Genomic DNA, 22,233 nt, shown 5'->3' with positions numbered 1-22,233 from the left:
TTCCCTTAATTGATAGTTTTGGTTCTATGGATTTCCACGATTTGCTGCTCTCGTCGTATCGTTAGCATCTTTTGGTAATAAACAGTTGTAGTGGTTATTAGCACGTAGAACAAAAATCCGTGCTTGTTGTTCTGGGGTGTAGTCTGTCCGGAAGAACCCGTAGCTATTTGCCAGTCGTCTCAATTGGCTTACAGTTTGTGTTAAACCGCCATCTGCTAAATATTGACAAAGCGCTAGAGAGCCTAAAGCGTGAGAAATGGCAGAGATATGCTCATCTTCTGCTTGCGTATTTACAGAGTTAAACATACGCATAAGCTCTCGAATGTCCATAGTATTCAGATCATGGATAAAGGATTGAGATGCTTCTGGATGGGCATTTTCTCGGCGTACTAAAGAGAATAGGAAGACTTTTTGCAAATTATTATAGGTATTTATTTTCTCTAAGTTTGCCCAGAACAATACAGTCCAGCGATCAAAGTTATTCACGATACTCGTTTTAATGCGCGTTGTTTGCTCAGTAATATAAGCAATTAACCTGGTTGTCAACTCTGTAGTATGATCTAAAACCTGAGGATGTGTATTCAAGAAACTATAGAGTAAAATATCTGGACTGAGTGTTTGGCTGAAGGGTCTATTGGCGTTTTGAGGTGTGGCTCTATGTCCTACTATATCTAGATGTTGAATAAAGTTTTCCCATAGCTCAGGGAAGGTTGTCTGTACTTCTTGAATTAAGGCAGAGATCCTTAATAGATTTCCTGAATCCATAATTTGGAAGAAATCATTTCTCATGCTTTGGCAAAGCGAAAGCGCTGCGGGATCCCTAGCTAGGAAGGATAGTGTAGATTCAATAGTTTGAGCATTGACATCATGTCCAAATACAGGACCGGACCAGCAGAAGGTTCCAAAAATACTTCCCCCTGTAGATAAAACACGATGCGCATTCACTTTCTTTCGCAATGCTTGTTGCAGATGCGGTTGATAAAGCAACATAATCTGCTTTGCAGCATTTGCAGTAGCCTGATTTTGAAGTAAAGAAGGATATTGCAATAGGAAGAAGAACATTTTTATTCCCTCTGCGTATATCCTATCTTGAGAATTTGCTGAAGCCTCTAATTCTAATCCTGCAAATATAGGGGATGTGGTCATTTGAAGATACGTTTCCGCGTTAGAGCCTTGATTAATGTGCGCTAAAAGAGTATCTAAAGTGGTTCGTAACTGCGCTTCAGGAATAGTTTGTAATGTGGTTTGCATTAACTTGGCAATGAGTTTATAGGTGATGCCTAGTTGTACAACGGTCCCTGAAGATTTAAATCCGTTACAAAGATCAAGAGCAACCTCAATCAAGCTACCAGCCTGTTTTTGAGACCAGGAGGTTTGTAGCTTTGCATCAAGTACTGCTGCTTTTTCTCCGTTCCATCCTAAAAATGCTGCTAGGGTTATGTCATTTCCTAAAACGCCTTCACATACAGTTTTTGCTTGTTGTAGGAAGTCAGAACATAGATGATTATTTGCGGCACATGAGGGATGGGAAAGAAGGAAAGAAAGAAGAATTAACGGTGTAGGCAGAGGAGTATCAGGTCTGGTTGCAGTAATAGCCTGAGAGAATTTTTGATAGTGTCCTTGAATTTCTGGAGGAAGATTTTGTAAGATGGGCGCAACATTTTCTTCGGTTAAGTTTCCAGAAACTAAGACGGCAGTTATGGTATCCATAAGCTCATTTAATGATGCTTGAAATTGCGTAGCTTCCTGCTGTTGTTCCTGAGGTAATTGTTGAATATCTTGATTATTGAGCAGTAGTTGCGATAGGAACTCTAAAGTGAGTTCGCTTTGTTGCGCAGCTCCTGTTATCGGCAATGTGTTGCCGCGGAAGATATGATTTAAAATAGGACTAGATGGTTCCGTTTGGATGATCTTTCTTAGGGAATCAGCTAACATTTCTGGGGCTTCTGTCATCTGAGCTAAAATTAAAGCACGAACGTTTTCACTTCCTCCCATGCTTGTTATACGATTTTCATCCATAGTGAAAAGAGCGAGATTTTTTAAATAAGAGATGGCCACAGGCGTATGTATAGGCGAGAGAAGAACGTGATCGTATAGGTCTTTAATATTTTGATGGCTTTGGCAGGACCGGATAATTCGAGCCATTTGCTCAGATAATAAGCGATTTCTTATCGATGATTGTGCAAAAGGTAATCCTAGAATACGTTGAGCCTCATTTTCGAATGCTTGAGGATTCGCAGAGCGCCTTAAAGAACACATCCAGCCTATATAGAAAGAACGGTAAAAACAATTCCCATCTCCTGGAACATCCACAAGATAATAGTTGGCGTCTAAGTGTCTTAGCTGATTTAACAATAGGTGAGCAACTTGAGTATTTTCAACCTGAGGATTTCCTGTACGTATGATATTCTCCAAATCTCCTATCATAATTTGGAAATTTGATTGAATACGTTTAGGATACGTAGCTACAAATAAGGGATTAAGAATTTGTGCTGCTGTAATAGTTAAACGCGCGCTATTTGGGGCTAATCCTTGCTCATTAAAATTAGCCATAGCTTCTAAAGATTTTCTATCTACACCTGCAGGTAAGACCCCCAGGTTTTGCATGCGATCTACAATCTCGGTTAAAGTAGGTAATCCTGGTACTGGTCTGGGAGCCGGTGCTGGTGTTGTTATAGGAGTGTCTATTGGAGGAACTGTAGGGGGTGTTGTGTCTAATGGCTGTACCGGTGTTTGTGGTGCTGGAGAGACAGGCTGTTGTTCTGGAGTAGGTGTTGTTGTGGGAGGAAGATCCAGGGAGCCTTTAGTAATGGGTAGCGTAGGAGAGGCAGGTTGTTGTGTTGTTGGAAGTGTGGTAGGTTGAGTCGGTGCTGGTGTTATTAAAGGAGTACCTGCTGGAGGAATTGTAGGAGGTGTTGTGTCTACTGGTTGCGCAGGAGGCTGTGTGGTATCTACTGGCTGTGCTGGTGTTGTAGGAGGAAGATCCAGCGAGGCTTTGGTAACGGGTTGTTGTTGGGGCTGAGGTGTAGGGCTTCTTCTTGGAGAGACAGGAGATTGTATCGGTGATGCTGTTGGAGGAGGTGTCGGAGTTTGTGGTTGTACGGGGATAACGGGTATAGGTGTCTCTTCTATTGCATGATTGGTGCAATAATGGAAAAGTAGGAGAAGACCTAATGTAATAATATGTAATAGCACATAAGCAACCAGTCTCAGAGCTCTAATACATAGAGGATCCTGTGGGTTGGTTTGTAGGTGATAAAGATTGTTTCTTCCTGGAGGAGGGCAGGAAGGAGGAGTGGAAGATGGTGAGCTCATAATTGAATTTTTTTTTATAACTACATACTTACTCGCTATCGATGTCAATTAATTTAAAAGCATATTCGAGTTTGATGATTTATTATTCCGTATGTACAGTATAGCATATTTTTAGTTATTCTAGCATAGTTTTTATGAAACAGTTTACTTTTTGCCTTCGAGCCTTGTTTTGTGTATTTTGTTTATTCTTAGTGGGTTGTAGTTCTTCTGCTAATAGGGATAAAATTTGGATAGTGGGGACAAATGCTACCTACCCACCTTTTGAATTTATTGATGAAAACGGCAAGGTTGTAGGTTTTGATATGGATCTAGCTGAAGCTATTAGCAAAAAACTAGATAAGCAATTGAGAGTTATGGAGTTTTCTTTCGATGCGCTAATTTTAAATCTCAAAAAACACCGTATAGATGCTATTTTGGCAGGAATGTCGATTACTAGATCACGTCAAAAAGAAATCACTATGATTCCTTACCACGGAGAGGGGGTTTGTGAGTTGACCATTGTGTCTAAACAACCTATAGGAAAGGAAGATCTTCTTCCATTATCTAAATACTCATCAGTTGCCGTGCAGACAGGAACTTTTCATGAGGATTACTTGTTATCTTTACCTGGGGTTTGTGTGCGTTCTTTCGACAGTACTTTAGAGGTGCTAATGGAAGTTGGTTGTAAAAAATCTCCCATAGCTATTCTTGAACCTTCCGTTGCCCGTGTAGTATTGAAAGAGTTCCCCGACTTATATACGACAACTATCGATCTTCCTGAAGATTGGTGGGTTTTAGGTTGTGGCTTAGGAATCGCGAAAGATCGTTCTGAACATGTAGAAGAAGTTCAAAAGGCTTTAGATGAGCTGCAAGCAGATGGAACGATTCGTGAATTAGAAAAGAAATGGGGTTTAGATCAAAAAAACTTTTAACATTTCTTTTTATTAAGAAGAATCTTCGTATCAGAAGATTCTTCTTGTCTATCTTCTAAACAGTAATTTTATTTTTCAAATCTATCTTCATACTCTTATTTTTTAAGTTTCTTATATTATATAGCAATTAATTCGTATCTATTTCTAAAAACTCTTTAATTTGATCTTTTCTATTCTTTTTGTTATTTTTTTTCTTTCTGGTTATTTTAAGGGGCTGTGTATGTTTGGTTCCTTCCCGTGTTATCCTGGTTTCAAGGATAGTGCTCAATATGCTAACACGCATTTTTATTGTTCCTCTTGTGAGAGTGTTGTACAACCTAGTGAGGTTTCTGTCCTTGTCGTGGGTAGTGATGGTCATCCTAGTGGCGTGGCTCCTGTTTTGCGATGTAAGAATCATCCAATTAAGGGGACATATTCTTCAGGGCCTTTGACAACATTATGGGGATTGCACCCCAAAGACGCCGAAGCTATTGCTGTTCGTGAGCAAATGCGTAATGTATGTTTTCGAGTGCGTAATTTAGATATCTGCTCTTTATTAAGTTTTCTTGGGGGAGGTATCCTATTTCTTTCAGGCGTTATTCTTGGTGTGATTGTTTCTGCCCCTGTAATTCCTGGCTTACATCACTGGTGTTTCCCCGCAATTTTGTTAGGCGTTGGTTTAGTCCTATGTTTAATTGGGGCAATTCTTAACTATTTTTCACGGGCGCGTGTTCGGGAATGGTTAAGCTTATCAAAGGATTATACTGAACGTTGTGAACTTGTTCATGTGCAAGACGGTACAGAAAAGTATGTCGTACTTACGGATTTCCCTCCTTCATGTCATTTGTTGGATCCTATATTAGCTAACAATTCTCTTCCTCCTTCCGCAATTTCTCTACCTATTTCTGAGGCTATGCCTTCCGAGCCCGCTTCTTCTTTTTCTTAATTTTCTAGACAGCTACAATTTCATTTTTAGGAATGTGTTGAGGACTGTCTGTGGAAAAAGAGACTCGGGGAGATTTTTCGTCAGGTAAATTAATCTTTTTAGGATCAGGAAATCCCGAAGGAATTCCTGTTGCCTTTTGTTCCTGTGCCATTTGCACAGGAAAACAAATACGGCGTTTGCGTCCTTCCGTGCTTATTGAATGGGCAGGAAAGAACTTTCTTATTGATGTTGGTCCAGATTTTCGACAACAGATGTTAGAAAATAACATTCAAAAACTCGATGGAGTATTTCTTACTCATCCGCACTACGATCATATTGGGGGTATTGATGATTTGCGCGTTTGGTATGTGATGCATCAAATTTCCCTCCCTGTTGTCCTTTCCGCATTTACTTATAAATATCTTTGTAAAGCTCGTGAGCATATTGTCTTCCCTCAAGGTGGTGACGCCACACTTCCTGCTTCTTTAGATTTTACCATTTTAAATGAAGCTTATGGTGAGAATACATTTTTAGATCTTCCGTATACCTACGTTTCCTATTATCAAAAATCTTGTGAAGTTATGGGGTATCGTTTTGGAAATCTCGCTTATCTTACTGATATGAATAGGTATGATCAGGAAATTTTCAATTATCTTTCTGGAGTGGAGACCCTAATTTTATCAGTTTCTCCTAGTCAGCCTCCTCCAGCTTTTTATGGACGCGGACACGCACATTTTACTATGAGTCAGGCAGAAGATTTTGCCTCCTATGTTGGAGCAAAGAAATTAATCATCACACATATCAGTCATAATCTACAAAAAGAACTCGCAGATTATTCTGATAAGGTGTGTGCTTATGATGGTATGGAAGTTTCCTGGTCTTTATAAGGATAGATAATGAAAAAAAAGCCTAAAGAAGAGAAAAAGAGTCGTGAAAGTGCGTTAGGATGGCGTTTTTCTCTTCCTAGAGAAGAGCAAGATCCTTCTCAAGCTTTAGCAGTTTCTTGTTATACAGGAAAAGCTGATCAAAAAAATGTTCAAGAACATAGCGAGGAGTTAGTCTCTCTTGCTGAATCATGCGATATCACAGTGTTGGAAACACGTTCGTGGATTTTGCGTATGCCATCATCTTCGACGTATTTAAATGAAGGCAAGCTTTTAGAAGTAGAGGAGATTTTACACGCATTTCCTACTATTGGCACCTTGATAGTTGACGAAGAAATTACTGCTTCACAACAGAGAAACCTGGAAAAACGTTTAGGTCTTGTCGTTTTAGATCGTACAGAGTTGATATTAGAGATCTTTGCTAGCCGTGCTTTTACAGCAGAAGCAGGACTTCAAGTAGAATTAGCCCGCGCACGTTATCTTCTTCCTCGGTTAAAAAGAATGTGGGGCCACTTATCACGTCAAAAATCTGGAGGCGGTAGTGGCGGAGGATTCGTTAAAGGAGAAGGAGAGAAACAAATTGAGCTCGATAGAAGGATGATTCGTGAAAGAATTCACAAATTGACTTCCGATCTTAAATCTGTAGAAAAGCAAAGAAAAGAGCGTCGCAAAGCTAAGGAAAAACGAGGAATTCCTTCATTTGCTTTGATTGGTTATACCAACTCTGGAAAGAGCACGTTATTGAATCTTTTAACCTCTGCAGAAACTTATGCAGAGGATAAGCTATTTGCTACCTTAGATCCTAAAACGCGTAGATGTATTCTTCCCAGTGGTCAGCGTGTTCTCGTTACAGATACAGTAGGTTTTATCCGTAAATTGCCTCACACTCTCGTTGCAGCATTTAAAAGTACTTTAGAAGCTGCTTTACATGAAGATGTTTTACTTCATGTTGTCGATACATCACATCCCTTAGCTTTTGAGCATATAGAGACAACAAAAGCAATATTACAAGAATTAGGAATCGATCATCCTAAAATCATTACAGTATTGAATAAGGTCGATGAGCTTCCTGATGGGAAAGCATCTACGAAGCTTCGTTTGTTATCCCCACGTGCTGTATTAGTTTCTGCAAAAACTGGAGAGGGAATACAAGATCTTCTTGAAGCAATGACCGACATTATTACCGAAGGATGCCCCGAGGTGACATTAAGATTTTCTTATAAAGACTACGGGAAGTTTACCGAGCTTTATGATGCAGGATTAGTACTTTCACATCGTTGTAAAGATGATATTTTAATTGTAGAGAGCTATCTACCAAAAGAATTGGAGAAAAAGTACCAACCGTTTATTTCTCGTTCTTCTCAAAAGAAAAAAGAAGATTAGATTTTATACTAGGAAGTTTTTTACAGGCTAATAAGAAAAAGAGAATCTTTATTAGTGAGTAAAAGTAGGGATACTTTAGAATACTGTTTTCTTATTTTTTCAGATCTCGCTAGAAACTTATGACAGTTGTAGAAGTAAAGGGAACGTTTAAACTTGTTTGTTTAGGATGTCGTGTAAATCAATATGAAATTCAAAGTTATCGAGATCAGCTGAATTTCCTGGGCTATCGCGAAATTACCGACCCCGAGGTTCCTTGTGACCTATGTATTGTCAATACGTGTGCTGTTACAGGATCTGCCGAGAGTTCAGGACGTTATGCTGTACGTCAAGTTTGTAGACAAAATCCCGATGCTTTCTTAGTCGTCACAGGCTGTTTAGGAGAGGCTGATAAAGAATTTTTTAATTCTTTAGAAAGGCAGTGTCTTCTTGTGTCCAATAAGGAAAAACATCAATTAATGGAGAAGATTTTTCCCTCTATTCAAGATCTTCCTGAGTTTCGTATTCGTAGTTTTGAAGGGAAATCTCGAGCTTTTATTAAAGTTCAAGATGGGTGCAATTCCTTTTGTTCGTATTGTATTATTCCTTATTTACGTGGTAGGTCACGTTCGCGACCTATTCAGGAAATCCTCGAGGAAATTTCTGGACTAGTTTCTCAGGGATATCGAGAAGTTGTAATTGCTGGCATTAATGTTGGTGATTATCAAGATGAGGGAAAGTCTTTAGCGGATCTTATCCGTCGGGTAGATGAGATTGAAGGTATAGAAAGGATACGGATTTCTTCTATAGATCCCGAAGATGTTCAGGAAGATCTTAGAGATATTTTACTTTCAGGAAGACATACATGTCATTCTTCGCATCTTGTTTTGCAATCGGGATCTAATGCAATTTTAAAACGCATGAATCGTAAATATTCAAGAAGTGATTTTTTAGATTGTGTAGATGCTTTGCGTTCTGTGGATCCTAAATATGCTTTCACGACAGATGTAATTGTTGGATTCCCAGGTGAAACAGATCAAGATTTTGAAGATACCTTACGGATTATTGAAGATGTTGGTTTTATCAAAGTACATATTTTTCCTTTCAGCCCTAGAGAACGAACAAAGGCCTATACGTTCTCTTCTCAACTGCCCCAATCTGTAATTAATGAAAGAAAGAAGTGTCTTGCTCAGGTTGCAAAAGAAGTAGCCCGTAAGGAGATGGCACAGCGTATTGGAGAAACGCTTTCTGTACTTGTTGAAAGAATTGATGGGGGCATTGCTTACGGTCATTCTCCCTATTTTGATATGGTAGGTTTTCCTGCGGATCCTCATGTAGCTGTGAATACGTTAGTAGATATATATATAGATGCTGTTGAAGAAGATACACTTAAAGGAAAACGTGTATGATTAAAATAACTCAGAGTTTTAAGCCTTATACGTTGATTCCAGGAACATTTATGCCCATTCCAGGATCTGAGCTTTATGCTCAGATATTCCCTACATTATGGCGTATATTCTCTGCTTCTCATGAACTTCTTAATGAAGGTTACGTAGACGCTCGGGGACCCTTAAAACGCTTTGCTGTTTTCCAAGATTTGCATCGTGGAGGCTTAGCTATTGCTTCTGAGCAGTATAAATACTACATTCTTCCTTCCGGGGAAAAGGTAGATTCTTTGAAAGGGCAGCTACCCTGTGCAGATTCCGCAGAACCGCTACTTTCTTTAGGGGTACATAAACACGCAGATCTACATAAGATTCGCCATCGCAGGGATCTAAAAGAGGTTCTTCCTTTATTGCTACGACTTAGTTCTCTTACTCCCGCTTCTTCAAGAGATGAGGAGTATTTAAAGAAGGGAAGTGGGATCTTATTCGTTGATGCTTACGAAAAGATTCAATCAAGAAGGAAAACGGAGATCTATTCGGCATTATCTTCTTTATATCTTGCAGGATTTTCTGAGAATCTTTTGCCTAGGGTATACGATACTGAATATCAGGGAATTCTTGACGAACTTCCTAAAAAAAATAAACGTGAGAATATTCCTTTTGCATTACTTTCCTCCACTATGTCTATGCTATGTGATCTCTTTATTTTGTACGATAAGGAGATCGTGGAAATCCTTCCCTCCCTACCTCCAGAGTTTCCCTGTGGAAGATTTATCAATGTCTATCTTCAAGGAATAGGAAAGTTCTCTTTAGAATGGAGTAAAAAGACAATCCGTCGTGTGTGTTTGCATGCTCAGGAAGCAACATCTTTGCTTTTGGGTTTTTCTCCAGAATTATCCCATTGTCGTTTACGCCAATGGGAAAAGAAACAGTTAGTAAATTCTTCTAAGATTTCTTTAGGAGAAAGTATGGAGATAAAAGCAGGAACTACGTATTTATGGGATTGTTTCCATAAGTAAGCTAGTTTCCCAATGGTCGAGAGGATTTTAAACTCTGAAGATATTTCCTTGTTAATTTCTGGTAGGGAGAGTAATCCTCATAAGTTTTTAGGGATTATTTCTGAGAGTTCTTCACAAGATAGAATCATTCTTTTCCGACCTGGAGCACATTCTGTAGCTGTGGAGCTTCAAGGCAATATTGAGCGTGCTACACATCATCATTCGGGAATATTTTCCCTAGCTACTCCTAAAGGAATAGTTCCCCACGATTATCGCATTTATCATCAAAATGGCTTACTAGCTCACGATCCCTACGCTTTTTCTCCTTTATGGGGAGAGATGGACTCCTTTTTATTTCATCAGAGTACGCACTACAAAATTTATGAGCACATGGGAGCCATTCCCTGTGATATTCTAGGGATTTGGGGAGTTCTTTTCGTTGTATGGGCTCCACATGCACAACGTGTTTCTGTAGTTGGAGATTTTAACTTTTGGAATGGTTTAGTTAATCCTTTACGTAAGGTTTCTGATTCTGGAGTTTGGGAGTTGTTTATTCCCGGTCTTGATGAGGGAACGCTATACAAATGGGAAATCGTTAGTGCTTCCGGAGAGGTTCTTATTAAAACTGACCCTTACGGGAAAGGTTTTGATATTCCTCCCCAAGTTACATCGCAAGTTGTAAATAGCGATCGCTATACATGGCACGATACAAAATGGATGGAAAATCGTAGTAATACAAGAGACCAACCTTTAGCTATTTATGAGGTGCATGTAGGTTCTTGGCAATGGGATGATGGGCGACCTTTAGGTTATCGAGAATTAGCGAAGAGATTGTCTCAATATTGTAAGGACATGCACTATACGCACGTGGAGTTATTGCCAATCACAGAGCATCCTTTAAATGAGTCTTGGGGTTATCAGGTAACTGGATATTATGCGCCTACATGGCGGTACGGATCTTTCCAAGATTTTCAGTTTTTTGTTGATCATCTCCATGGTGAAGGCATTGGAGTGATTTTAGATTGGGTGCCAGGTCATTTTCCTACAGATTCTTTTGCTTTAGCTTATTTTGATGGAGAGGCTCTTTATGAGTGTGTGGATCATAAAGAACCCCTACATCCTCATTGGCATACTTATACTTTTAATTATCGCTGCAGTGAGGTTGTAAACTTCCTTTTAGGAAGCGCTTTGTTTTGGTTAGATAAAATGCATATCGACGGTTTACGTATGGATGCTGTGACATCGATGCTGTATTTAGACTATGGAAGAAAAGAGGGGGAGTGGTCCCCAAATGTTTATGGAGGAAAAGAAAATCTCGATGCTATTGAATTTATCAAGCATTTTAATTCTGTAGTGCATAGGGAATTTCCTGGAGTGTTGACGTTTGCCGAAGAGTCTACAGATTTTCCCAAGGTTACAGAATCTATAAATTCTGGAGGTTTAGGGTTTGATTATAAGTGGAATTTAGGATGGATGCATGATACATTTCGCTATATCAAAGTGGATCCTTTATTTCGTTCTTATCATCATAATGATCTAACATTTAGTCTGTGGTATGCTTTTAACGAAAGATATCTTCTACCTCTCTCCCACGATGAAGTTGTTCATGGTAAGGGAAGTCTATTACAAAAAATCTCTGGAGATACGTGGACGAAATTTGCTCATATGCGTTTGTTACTAAGCTATCAGATATGTCAACCTGGGAAAAAACTTATATTTATGGGAGGGGAATTTGCCCAATGGAGAGAGTGGTCTCCTGATAGCCCTTTAGATTGGCATTTACTAGACAATCCTTATCACGCATCTTTACACGCATGCGTAGCAAAAATGAACACCTTGTATTGTGCTCTTCCTTATTTTTGGCAAGGAGATGATAAACAAGAGTCTTTCCTCTGGGTAGATTTTAAAGATACCGAAAATAATGTGATTTCCTATTACAGATTTTCAGGAGAGGATCGTAGTAGTGCTTTACTATGTGTTCATCATTTCAGCTCGGGATATTTTCCTTCCTATATTCTACATTCCCAAGGTATTAAAACATGTGAGTTGCTCTTTAATAGCGATGATATAAGTTTTGGTGGCTCAGGAAAAGGCAATCGCTTACCTGTGCTATGTATAGATCATAATTTCCCTTGGGGAATCGATATAGAGCTCCCCCCTCTAGCAACTCTAATTTTTCAAGTTAGCTTTTCAAAATAAGATATTTTTATTTTTAAATAATTTTCATTGATTTTGTTGTGTTTTATTTAATTAATTGATCAATGTTTGATATCTGAATTTGTGATTATAATTAATTAACAACGAATTTTATTTTTTGTTTTTTAATTTATGTCAGTTTCTAAAGTTCCAGGCGATGATCATAGACGTTCCGGGCTTATAAGAGCGGGAGCTTCCCCTCAAGTATCTCAGGGTAATACGGTAGGTGCACACCTACACCGTCCTATGCGTATTGAAGATACGACTATGGATAAAAGGAGGTTTTCTCATTCTGTAGGGTTGCTAGCGGGATTGATGGTGTTTGCCTTAGCTATGGTTATCGTTGTTGTAGCTTTGACATGTTTAGCTCCTGGAGTTCCTCAAGGTATTGTATTAGCGTTAGCTTTATCTGGGGTGTCTCTCGGTGGCTTCGCAGTTATGAAAAACGTTGTTAATAAGGTTCGAGATCTTTTTGCTCCTAAAATGTCAGAGAGGCAGAGGTTAAAAAGTGCTGCAGGTATAGGACTTGGGTTTACTGGATTGGGATTGGCCATGAAAGTGGGGGCGAGTTTCATTCCCGGAGGATACGGAGGGGTTGTTGGGAATTTAGGGGGAGCTGCGTATTCTAAGGGTAGTCAGTCGGGATTTGCAAGTATCACGCATTACATATATGTAAAATTTTCTCGTTCTGAAAAAGCTGCTTCTGGAGAGCCCTTATCGCGTATAGAGATTATGCAAGAGGCTAAGAAATTACATCGTATTAGCTTAAGTCTTTTGGTGATAGGTACGGGTTTTGTGATTTTAGGGGTGGCCCTTGCTATTGTGGGTACTATTCTTTTGGGGGGAGCTCCTGCTACAGCTTTGATTGTTCTTGCTCCTCCTTTTGTTTCCATAGGAATAGGATTAATTCTTCAGACGTTATTGCATAGTAGTGTAGGGAAATGGAAAAGCTTTTTAGAAGCGCAAAAAGGTCAGATGCTTTTTGCTGATACAGGATTAAAAAATATTCGTAATGAAGATATTGCAGTAAAAGAGCTTGTTGAAGAGCCTTTAGAAGAAATCTCTAGGAATAAGATTAAAGTAGAAGAAGAAAAGATTACTCTTGTTGAGAATTCCGAAGAGATTTTCGAAAATAAGAGAATCACCACTGAGGAAATTGATAAACGTTTATCCCTAACTCCCAGACAAAAGGTGATATTCGCCTTATCTATGTTACTTGTACTTGCAGGATTAGCTGCTGTCGTTGCTGCAGGATTTGCTGGGCTACCAGCATTACAAGTGCTTCTTATTGCTGCTGTAGGCTCTTCGGTTGCTTCTACAGTGTTGCCTATGGCATCCTCAGGTTTGGTTTACAATGTATTTCAATGTAAGTCCCGATTAAGCATTGCTAAACTACGTTGGAAAGAAGCCAGGGCAAAAGCAAAATTTGCAAAACGCATAGCCAATGCTTCAGATCTTCCTAAGACAGATATTGATAAAGCTTGGTTACATGTTGGCAAAGATACGATTCTCGAAACCGATCGTGCTATTCGTGAAGAAATCGCAGATTTTGAAAAAGGTCGTGGTGTTAATAGCGTTATCGTTGCGGGGATTTTTATTGCCGCAGGTGTCGGAGTCATGCTTCTTACTCTCATTCCTGCGTTAGCTCCTATTATTGCCGGGGTATTGGCAATAGGTTCTACGTTAGTTACTATTGGATCTGCTATGTATTTACAAAAACTCACGGCATGGCTCTATGATCAGTTAGTTATGTTAAGAGAGCGTTTACGTTCACGAAGAACCTATCTAAATGACATTTCCGGAAAATTACAAATCTCCACAGAGGATCTCGTTGTTGATGCGAACTTTGATGATTTTGATCTTGAGGTTGGAGATGACGACGTATTTGCCGATGCTTTTGAAGAATAAGCTATTGGTTGTCTGTGGATTGCGTTAAAATACACTAAGTCATTTCCTTTTACTATTGTAAATAGGTAGTCCTTCTATATTTTTTATTGTTTAAAAATAAATATAGTGTCTTTGTTTTGTTAATTCTTAAAAAGTTGATAAAATTAAATTATAACAATGTAATTTTTTTAGATTTAATATAAAAGAGGCGCGAATATGGCTGGGGTAAGCGGAATTGGAGGTGGCGGTGGGTCAGGAAGAATCCCTCCTCATGGCAATGATGACGATAAAAAATCTGGATCAGCCAGTTTCGGGGGCCATAATATAGTTTATGGGGATGGTAATCGCTCTAGATCAGGTAGTTCGAGTAGTGAAAGTTCAATAGAAGAAAGAACTCGTATGCTCATGGAGAGCGGCTTTCAAGTGCTTACTCCCGATGAGGTAGAAGAGGCTCAGAAATCATCTATTTCTCCAGAGGGGACATCAAAACCTGGCTTCTTTTCTCGTATATGGTCAGCTGTTAAGGGGATATTCACAGGTGGGAAAAAGAGTAAAGAAACTCAAAAGCCTATGGAAATTTCCTCACCTATCATTCCGGGATATCAACAACATGGAGTGCGTCTTCCTGAAGCTCGAGCAATGCAAGCATATTGGAATCAAAGTTCTCAAGATAGTTTTTCAACAGACGCTACAGACACAACAGTAGATATAGATACTGGAGATACAGATGTTACGGATGTTTCTGATGAAGTTCCTGTAGGGCGTCTAGTAGATATTGATACAGAAGATAACTCCAGAGCTTCTACATCCTCAGGGAGATCTGGTGCTAGTGGATTTGCAGCTCGTGTTCGTGGTTGGTGGGATTATGCCACTAGGAAACAAGAAGAGCCTGTGGATGGAATGATCGGTATGACTCTTGGTGAGTTAGTCGATATGGTCAGAATGTATGATCAGATGATTGCCGAAACGGACAATAAAAAAGAGCAGCAGGAATTCACAAAGTACCGCGATACGTATCAAGCTCATGTTAATAAGATGTTAAGTGCCGGAGCAACCTCACTTACAGATAGGTTAAATCCGTTAGATGATTCTATCAATATAACAACATCTTCTTCTAAAAAGTACAATGATGGCGTTGGAGAAGCTGTATTTTTAGATATGGATACAGATTTATCCAGTGTATTTGAAGAAGTACTTTTAGATGACGTAGGAAGGGGCGATGATGCCGATAGTATTTTAGGAGAGATTAGTCCTGAAGCAAAAAGAGTATTAGAAGAAGCTAATAAACTGCGTTTACAATTTGATGCAGGAATATCCGAAAGCGTAACACCTACATTAAGAGAACGTATTAAAGCTGCTCTTGAGAAGTTGCGTCAAGGAATTATCAATATACTTACCATTATTAAACTTAACTTAGTGGCTCTAGCGCGTTTAGTAAGAAAAGGACTGCAATCTCTTGGTGAGCTTGTAAAGCGCTGTTGCGTTCGTAGGAGAGGTTATTATAGCTTCCTTCCCGGAGACAATGCGTATGCTGAAGAAGTCGCAAGATTTATTCAAAAACACACCGACTCAGACGATCCTTATGATCCGGGTACTCTTACAATTCCTGATTCCATGGTGAACGCTTGGGTAAATGGACAACCTGAGGTTGTCTATATTACCGATGTTCGCGGAAATTTTGGTCATGAAATTGTACAAACTCTAGTCGATGGCCATGAAGGGACATACGAGATAATCGGTGCTAGCTGGTTGCCATATGGGAATACTGGCTATGAGGATATGCGTCCTGTTTTGCCGGACAACCATCCAAATGATACAGATTATGAAAATATGGCAGGACGTCCTGATCCCGAAGGTCTTTATACAAGAGCAAATAGAAATCGTAACGTTGGCGGATCTATATATGATCAGCTAAGAGGGAGTCGTCGTAAAAAAGAAGATGATGAAGAACACACTTATGATCTTCCAAGTTCTCAAAATAGAATGTCCATAAAACGTGGTGATAATGACAACAATATTTATGATATGCCACGTCCTGGTGCTTCCCCGATAAGCTCTTCAATAAGAGGAGATCAGGATAATATCTATGATACGCCAAGAGCTGGTCCCGAAATATTTAATGAGATTTATGATGATGGCTATATGGTTCCAGATAATCAATTAGGATTTGCTCTTGGAGTGACCCCAGGATTTGGAAATGGCATAGGAGCAGTTTCTTTTTCAGAACAAATTGATCTGTTAATTGAGGAAACTAGAATGAGACGAGAGGGAGCTACAAATCGTGGTCCTTTACCTCCTCTTCCCGTACCTCCAGCTCTTGATACTTTAGCTAATCGTCCTTTACCCCCTAGACCTGAAGGACCCTATGATCCTAACACTAACCGTCCTTTGCCTGTGCCTCCTCCTTTGCAAACCCCCCCAGAGACTCCTTATGGAAGTGGTAGAATGATGCAAATGATGAGACTAGTACAAGAGAGGGCAAGAATTTTTAGAGATCAACGTAAGGATAAGCAGTAAGACATCAAGATGTGCTGGTGAAAGGCTATAAAATCTCTTTATAGCCTTATGCATTTTAAAAGGTTAAAGCGCTTCCTGCTTTTAGGTAATTAGAGAAAGTAGAGGAGGAAAACTCTCCTTGATAGTTTAAGAAGATCTTCAAATAAGAGAAGAGTTTAGTTTCATTTCCTATTTTATAAGCGAAAGCATGGCGTGTGATTGGTGTCCCTTGGGAAGGCCATGCACCGCTACTTGCCAATAGTGTTGTCAAAACCTTAGGGTAGTGTCTATAAACAACAGGATGATAGGCAAGTTGTACTTGCCAAATCGTTGGCAAGTGTACATCACGTGCCCATTGTATGATCACCCCGATAGGCAATGTGATGCTTTCTAAAGGTCTATTTACTGAGAATTTTCGTGCAAAATCTCCCTGTTCTATGAAGCTTGCGAGGGTAGCTCTAAAGGCTAAAGCTTCTATGAATGGGGAGACGGAAAAAGCATTATTAATTGGGCTAAGATTCAAAGTGCAATTTAGAGAAGCTCCAAACGTATGACTATAAAAATACCCTTCGGAATCCTTGCTATCTTCCATATAGAAATGCTTCGTGGTATGGTCTCCATAATTATAGGCTAAGGATCCTGTAGTAACCAAAGCATCATCTAACCAAGGAAGACGCAGCTGCACGCCTCCGAAGTAATTTTTCGAAGAGACTTTATTGGATGTTGCATGCTCTTTAATGTGAGACATTTGCTGAGAAAATGCAAAGGAGATCCTGTGGTTTATCTCTGTTGCAGCCGACGAGGTCGCTGCATAACCTGCAGATTCCATATGAAATCCACGAATTCCTAAGCGATTACGTTGATGGACAGTCATGAGTAATCCCTGACCGCCGAGTTCAAAATAATTAGGATTAGCTACTGGAGAAGGCAGAGTACGCATTCCTGAAAGTGTAGTATAGACAGATCCCCAGAGGGCATTTGCTACTAAAGGCGTTTTATATTTTGGATTAGGAATATAGCCAGTAGGTGTCCAATCGGCGTAGAGTATACGGTGGGAAGTATTTGCTGTCTCTGGTGAAGCAGAATTGGTGGTTGTCGTGTATTCTTCCCAATATGGAGACCAGACTCCTTGATAGCCATAACGTTTCGTATTGTTAATAGCTTCGATATCTAAATCTGTGACTGTAATTTTCTTTGTTGCGTTATCACAAAGATATAAGAAGGGAACACGTGTAATTCCACTGGATAGATCTAAGGAGTCGTGGGGATCTTCGTTATCACTGTTAAATAGTTGTAGAGGGCCGGAAAGCGTGATGGTCGGATTAGTATCCTCGGTATAAGTGGTCGTATTATTAGTTGTAGAACTTGTAGGATAGATCCAAATCTTGGGAGCTTGAGCTCCCTTTTGAAGCAGAGAGGGGAGATTTAGAGCAAGGCTTTTAATATCAAGAGCAGAACCGTTGCTTGTTTGAGCTGGGGGATTGCTTCCTGAGGTGTTTTCAGCTTTTATATTTGTTCTGACAACTGCGCCATTACCTAGGCGTAATGTACTTTTTTCTTGGGTAATTTTATAGACAGCCAGTCCTGCTCGCTCTTCAATTGCAAGAACTCCGTATTTAATAGTTATCGGATTTCTTATATAGCTAATGAAGTTCCCTTCTCCTTTGAAAGAATCCGGAACAAATACCCCGGATAATAAAATCGTTCCTTGGTGATAATCTTCATTATTAAATGTGACTGATGGAGATTGGTAAACGCATTCAATAGGATCGTAGAATTTCACACAGTAATTTTTTTTTGCACCAACTTTTAAAGTTGTTCCTGTCGTACAGTGCACGGTGTTTCTATACAGTTGACTACTCCCAATTCCACAATTACTATCAAAAATAATATCCCCATTATCTGCGGATAGATCACAAGTCCCATTATTTTTAATGAGGAAGGCTCCTCCCCACTTACTTCGATTATTGATAAATTGAACAGGCCCATTATTTTTAATAGTTAAAAATTGACACCATAAGGCGCCGCCATTACGATCTACGATGTTATTGTTGAAGCAAATAGGACCGGAATTGTTCTCTATGTTTATAGTTGAAGCAGAGACGGCGCCTCCAGAGCTTATCGCTCCTAGAGGGCGATCACATACACCAGAGTTATTGGCGAAGAAAATCAAATCAGAATTATTTTTAATTGTGACAGTAGAAGTTGCGTGACAAGCACCGCCAACAGGAGATGTGTTAGAAGTTATACATATAGGCCCAGAATTGTCTGAAATCTCACAATTTTGACAATAAATTGCTCCGCCTTGTGCGTTTGTTGTTCTATTTCCGTTACTTACGTAAACAAGATGAAAGGCTAAATTGTTCATTAACAGAATAGGAGCTGAATTTCCTGTTATCTTAAAATTCCCATCTGCGGAAATAGCCCCCCCACGAATTCTTGCTGTATTATAAGCAAAACAAATAGCCCCACGATTCTTAGATAACTCAAGATCTCCTCCACAACAGATAGCTCCTCCATAGTTTGTTGAGTTACTAACATTAGCAGGAGCGATAGACTGGTTGCTAATGTAGTATTGTTTTCCTAGATTTTGAGTAATGCTACAGTTTCCTGTAGTATAGATAACCCCGCCTTTATTTCCTGTTATGTTTGCGATGAATTTCACGTCATTTTTAATGTTTTGTAAAATTACCGAGGCAGCATCGAAAACCCCACCACTTTTATTAGAAATTTGCTGATAGCAGATAATATTTTTATAGTTTTCAACAGTAACAGCACCTGTTGAACGTGTAAGTCCTTCAAGGGTATTTTGTTCTTCAGAAATATCAGAGAATATTTCCGGACAAAGAAGCTGTTCATAGCCAAAGCTTTGAAATGGGCATGTAGCTTTTTTTGTGGATGCATCTAAAGAAAGTGATAAGCAAGCTAATAAAGAGGTCAGAAGATAAGCGCTGAAGAGAGAGGAGGACTGTATTTTCATAGAGGTACTTATTTTCTAAATCTAAAATTTGATTTCACTCGTTATGTTTAGAAAGTTACACAGTGTAGATTTTGAAAAATCTCCACGATAGTTAATGCTCAGACTCATAGTATTGAATAGAGCTGTAGTATTTTTTACCAAAATAGAGCCTGCATGGTGATCTACAGGTGTTCCTGACGTGATCCATGTCCCTTGACTTATCAATCGTATAGTGGTGATCTTAGGCTTTTGTCTGTAGATAGTCGGGGTGTAGGCAAGTTGAATTTCCCAGCTGATCTTTAAATTAGCTTCATGTTCTGTGTAACAATAGAGTCCCAAAGGTAATGTTACGTTAATTAAGGGATCTTTGGTTTCAAAACTGCGGATTTGTTCTCCAGTTTCTGTGAAGCTTTCTTGAATAGCATGTATGCCCAAAGCTTTAACGAAAGGACGGAATTGTAAATTCGAGATATTGCCTTCAGGAAGCATGCAGCAAAGTTCGCTTCCTAAAGTATGTCCGTGGAAATGCCCTTCAGAATTTGTATTTGTAGTTTGATTTTTCGTTTTTGCACGGCTGTGTGAATAAGCATAACCTAAGGATGCTGACGAGAGGATATTTTCATTAAACCAGGGGATTTGTAGCTGTGCTCCAGCAAAGTAACAGTTAGAAGAGATTTTGTTTTTAGACTTAGACTCTTTTATTTCACTGTAGAACTGAGAGAAATTTAACGCGAAGTTATGATTTGTATCTGTAGAACGCGAAGCTTGAGCAGAATAACCTCTAGAGAATAAATCAAATCCAGGTTTTAAGTTGCGAGTCTTCTGTGAGATATACGCACCTGATCCACCTCCAGCAACTCCTGTACGACTTGCGTTGGGGGGGGTTAGGCTATGTAGACCAGTGATTACGTTATACGCGGCTTGCCAGAGAGCGTTAGCAACGAGATCACCGCGATATTCTGGATTGGGGATATAACCCGTAGGGGTCCAATCTGCGTAGAGGTATTTATGATGTGTGTTTGCTGTTAGATCGGATGAAGAATTTGTCGTTGTTGTATATTCTTCCCAATAGGGAGACCAAACCCCTTGATGGCCGTAGTGTTGTTTATCATTGATGGCTTCAATGTTTAGATCGTCCACAGTAATTTTCTTATTTGTATTGTCACAAAGATAAAGAAAAGGGATGCGTGTGATTCCGCTGGAGAGATTTAAAGAATCGTAGGGATCCTCATTATCACTATTTAATAGGGTTAGAGGTCCAGAAATAGTAATTGTCGGGTTATCGTCTTCTGTATAGTTATTGCTACTAACAGAAGGGTAAATCCAGATTTTAGGAGCTTGAGCACCTTTAGTAAGAATAGAAGGGAGATTTAAAGCAAGTTTAGTAATCGTGAGCGTGCACCCGACCGTTGTTTGTTGGTTGCTAGTGGCATTTTTAATAGTAGTAATAACTGCGCTATTCCCTAGGCGTAAGGTTCCTTCATCTTGAGTGATTTTATAAATAGCTAATGCTGCTCTATCTTCAACAGCAAGCACCCCATGAGCAATTTTTGATATATTTCTCATTTGACTCTGGAGATCAGCAAAATTAGTATTATTTGGAGATACATCTGCTCCAGAGAATAATACGGTTCCTAGGTGATAACTTTCTGGATTAAATATAAGAACTGAAGATGAGGGGTGCCCGTTTTCAATAGGATCATAAAATTTAACGCTATGACCTTGCCTTGCTCCTATCTGTAGATTTAAGTTAGGGGTCGAGTGGAGAGCATTTCTATAACTTCCCGAAGAGTTAAAACAAAAATTCCTTTTAAATACGATGTCGCCAAGATCAGCTGACAGATAAAAGTTCGATGTATTTCCACGATTTTGAATAGCAGCTCCCCATGTCGAAGAGTTGTTTATAAATAAAATGGGTCCATTATCTTTGATAGTGAGATCTTGAGCATAGATTGTGCCTGCATTACATTTTGAAGTATTATTCTGAAAAATCAAGCCTTGAGGATTATTAGTGATTGTACAGGTGTTACAATAAATAGCTCCACCGCCGGCTGGATTGTTTTGGCGTGTCGAACTATTATTAAGAAATTTAACAATACCTGAGTTATGAGAGATCGTACAAGTTCCTGTAACGTATATGCCGCCAGTACAACCAGCCTGATTATCTATTAAGGTTATGGGAGCATAGTTGGATGTAATAGAGCAATTAGCACTGTGTATACAACCCCCATAACTATCTTCTTTTAAGCACTTATTGTTCCTTAAAATTATTTCGCCATAATTATTGGTGATACTGACATCATTATCAGTTTTAATTGCTCCTCCTGATAGAGAAGCTGTATTATTTAAAAATTGACACTGTCCAACATTGTCAGAAATAACGAGTTGGGAACATTTAATGGCTCCACCAGAACGAACATTGGATTGATCAATAAGGACATTAGCCATGTTGTTGATGAAACAACATGCTTGTTTATTGTATGTAATGTTGCAATTGGTTGAGGAAATAGCCCCGCCATTGTCATTGGTGATATTTTCTCTAAAAATTATAGGACCAATGTTTTTCGTAATATTTAAAGTTTGAGCTGTAACAGCTCCACCGCTTCCTCTATTATATTGATAATTAACACAAAAATACTTTTGGTTAGTGATATCTATATCAGCATTTTGATTATGGAGCTCTCCGACTGACATAGGAGATCTTTTAAGAATTTGATCAATTCCATAAGGGCTTGACCATGGGCAGATATGACCAGTTTCAGTAATTTCATGGAAAGAGCATACTTTCTTTTCTTTGGCAAGACAGCCTACTTTCTGAGAGCAAATACTCAGGCTAATTAAGCATAAAAATGGATAGGTGTAGGGGCGCATACTGGGATAATAAAGATCTGAGACCACACATAGCCGCCCCTATACGCGAAGAAATATAAGATTGTCTA

General features: G+C 39.2%; 12 protein-coding genes. 9 read left to right on the top strand and 3 right to left on the bottom strand.

What is annotated here, in order from left to right; translation table 11 throughout:
* Window positions 1-24 precede the first annotated feature (24 nt).
* Entirely contained in the window at window positions 25-3,315 is a 3,291-nt protein-coding gene (locus tag O1W70_RS01575; RefSeq protein ID WP_375797266.1) for a hypothetical protein, read from the bottom strand.
* Window positions 3,316-3,449: 134 nt separating this feature from the next.
* On the opposite strand from O1W70_RS01575, the gene O1W70_RS01570 reads away from it, so the two are divergent.
* The 9 genes from O1W70_RS01570 to O1W70_RS01530 all read left to right on the top strand — a co-directional run bounded on the left by O1W70_RS01570 (window position 3,450) and on the right by O1W70_RS01530 (window position 16,356).
* Window positions 3,450-4,226 (top strand): transporter substrate-binding domain-containing protein, encoded by a 777-nt coding sequence (locus O1W70_RS01570; protein WP_375797265.1) that lies wholly within the window; start codon window positions 3,450-3,452, stop codon window positions 4,224-4,226.
* A 220-nt stretch (window positions 4,227-4,446) separates the two neighbouring features.
* The gene (locus O1W70_RS01565) at window positions 4,447-5,151 is read left to right on the top strand and encodes a hypothetical protein (RefSeq protein ID WP_375797264.1); all 705 of its coding nucleotides are present in this window, start codon (window positions 4,447-4,449) and stop codon (window positions 5,149-5,151) included.
* A gap of 50 nt (window positions 5,152-5,201) precedes the next feature.
* A complete protein-coding gene (locus tag O1W70_RS01560) occupies window positions 5,202-6,017 on the top strand; it encodes an MBL fold metallo-hydrolase (RefSeq protein ID WP_375797263.1) in 816 nt (271 codons plus the stop codon).
* 9 nt (window positions 6,018-6,026) lie between these two features.
* Window positions 6,027-7,397: a GTPase HflX gene (hflX, locus tag O1W70_RS01555; RefSeq protein ID WP_375797262.1), complete on the top strand. Its 1,371-nt coding sequence runs from the start codon at window positions 6,027-6,029 to the stop codon at window positions 7,395-7,397.
* 119 nt (window positions 7,398-7,516) lie between these two features.
* Entirely contained in the window at window positions 7,517-8,782 is a 1,266-nt protein-coding gene (mtaB, locus tag O1W70_RS01550) for a tRNA (N(6)-L-threonylcarbamoyladenosine(37)-C(2))-methylthiotransferase MtaB (protein WP_375797261.1), read from the top strand.
* Window positions 8,779-9,777, top strand: coding sequence for a hypothetical protein (locus tag O1W70_RS01545; RefSeq protein ID WP_375797260.1), 999 nt, complete (start codon window positions 8,779-8,781; stop codon window positions 9,775-9,777). Before mtaB ends, O1W70_RS01545 begins: the two co-directional genes overlap by 4 nt.
* A gap of 12 nt (window positions 9,778-9,789) precedes the next feature.
* On the top strand, window positions 9,790-11,955 hold the full coding sequence (gene glgB / locus O1W70_RS01540; protein WP_375797259.1) for a 1,4-alpha-glucan branching protein GlgB: 2,166 nt from the start codon (window positions 9,790-9,792) through the stop codon (window positions 11,953-11,955).
* 129 nt (window positions 11,956-12,084) lie between these two features.
* Entirely contained in the window at window positions 12,085-13,860 is a 1,776-nt protein-coding gene (locus O1W70_RS01535; protein ID WP_375797258.1) for a hypothetical protein, read from the top strand.
* 195 nt (window positions 13,861-14,055) lie between these two features.
* Window positions 14,056-16,356, top strand: coding sequence for a hypothetical protein (locus O1W70_RS01530; RefSeq protein ID WP_375797257.1), 2,301 nt, complete (start codon window positions 14,056-14,058; stop codon window positions 16,354-16,356).
* A gap of 55 nt (window positions 16,357-16,411) precedes the next feature.
* On the opposite strand, the gene O1W70_RS01525 is transcribed toward O1W70_RS01530, so the two are convergent.
* The gene (locus O1W70_RS01525; RefSeq protein WP_375797256.1) at window positions 16,412-19,315 is read right to left on the bottom strand and encodes a polymorphic outer membrane protein middle domain-containing protein; all 2,904 of its coding nucleotides are present in this window, start codon (window positions 19,313-19,315) and stop codon (window positions 16,412-16,414) included.
* Between the two features lie 21 nt (window positions 19,316-19,336).
* Window positions 19,337-22,192, bottom strand: coding sequence for a polymorphic outer membrane protein middle domain-containing protein (locus O1W70_RS01520; RefSeq protein ID WP_375797255.1), 2,856 nt, complete (start codon window positions 22,190-22,192; stop codon window positions 19,337-19,339).
* Between the last annotated feature and the right edge of the window lie 41 nt (window positions 22,193-22,233).

Origin of the sequence: Chlamydia sp. 16-02 (genome assembly GCF_042235055.1) — a bacterium.
Lineage (GTDB): Bacteria > Chlamydiota > Chlamydiia > Chlamydiales > Chlamydiaceae > Chlamydia.
The sequence above is the reverse complement of the archived record's forward strand: the minus strand, read 5'-3'. Positions and strand labels throughout refer to the sequence as shown.

What these genes read in the sequence shown, in the direction of transcription:
- O1W70_RS01525 (WP_375797256.1), bottom strand. Translation starts at nt 19,315, where the DNA reads ATGAAAATACAGTCCTCCTCTCTCTTCAGCGCTTATCTTCTGACCTCT.
- glgB (WP_375797259.1), top strand. Translation starts at nt 9,790, where the DNA reads ATGGTCGAGAGGATTTTAAACTCTGAAGATATTTCCTTGTTAATTTCT.
- hflX (WP_375797262.1), top strand. Translation starts at nt 6,027, where the DNA reads ATGAAAAAAAAGCCTAAAGAAGAGAAAAAGAGTCGTGAAAGTGCGTTA.
- O1W70_RS01535 (WP_375797258.1), top strand. Translation starts at nt 12,085, where the DNA reads ATGTCAGTTTCTAAAGTTCCAGGCGATGATCATAGACGTTCCGGGCTT.
- O1W70_RS01545 (WP_375797260.1), top strand. Translation starts at nt 8,779, where the DNA reads ATGATTAAAATAACTCAGAGTTTTAAGCCTTATACGTTGATTCCAGGA.
- O1W70_RS01530 (WP_375797257.1), top strand. Translation starts at nt 14,056, where the DNA reads ATGGCTGGGGTAAGCGGAATTGGAGGTGGCGGTGGGTCAGGAAGAATC.
- O1W70_RS01570 (WP_375797265.1), top strand. Translation starts at nt 3,450, where the DNA reads ATGAAACAGTTTACTTTTTGCCTTCGAGCCTTGTTTTGTGTATTTTGT.
- mtaB (WP_375797261.1), top strand. Translation starts at nt 7,517, where the DNA reads ATGACAGTTGTAGAAGTAAAGGGAACGTTTAAACTTGTTTGTTTAGGA.
- O1W70_RS01565 (WP_375797264.1), top strand. Translation starts at nt 4,447, where the DNA reads ATGTTTGGTTCCTTCCCGTGTTATCCTGGTTTCAAGGATAGTGCTCAA.
- O1W70_RS01575 (WP_375797266.1), bottom strand. Translation starts at nt 3,315, where the DNA reads ATGAGCTCACCATCTTCCACTCCTCCTTCCTGCCCTCCTCCAGGAAGA.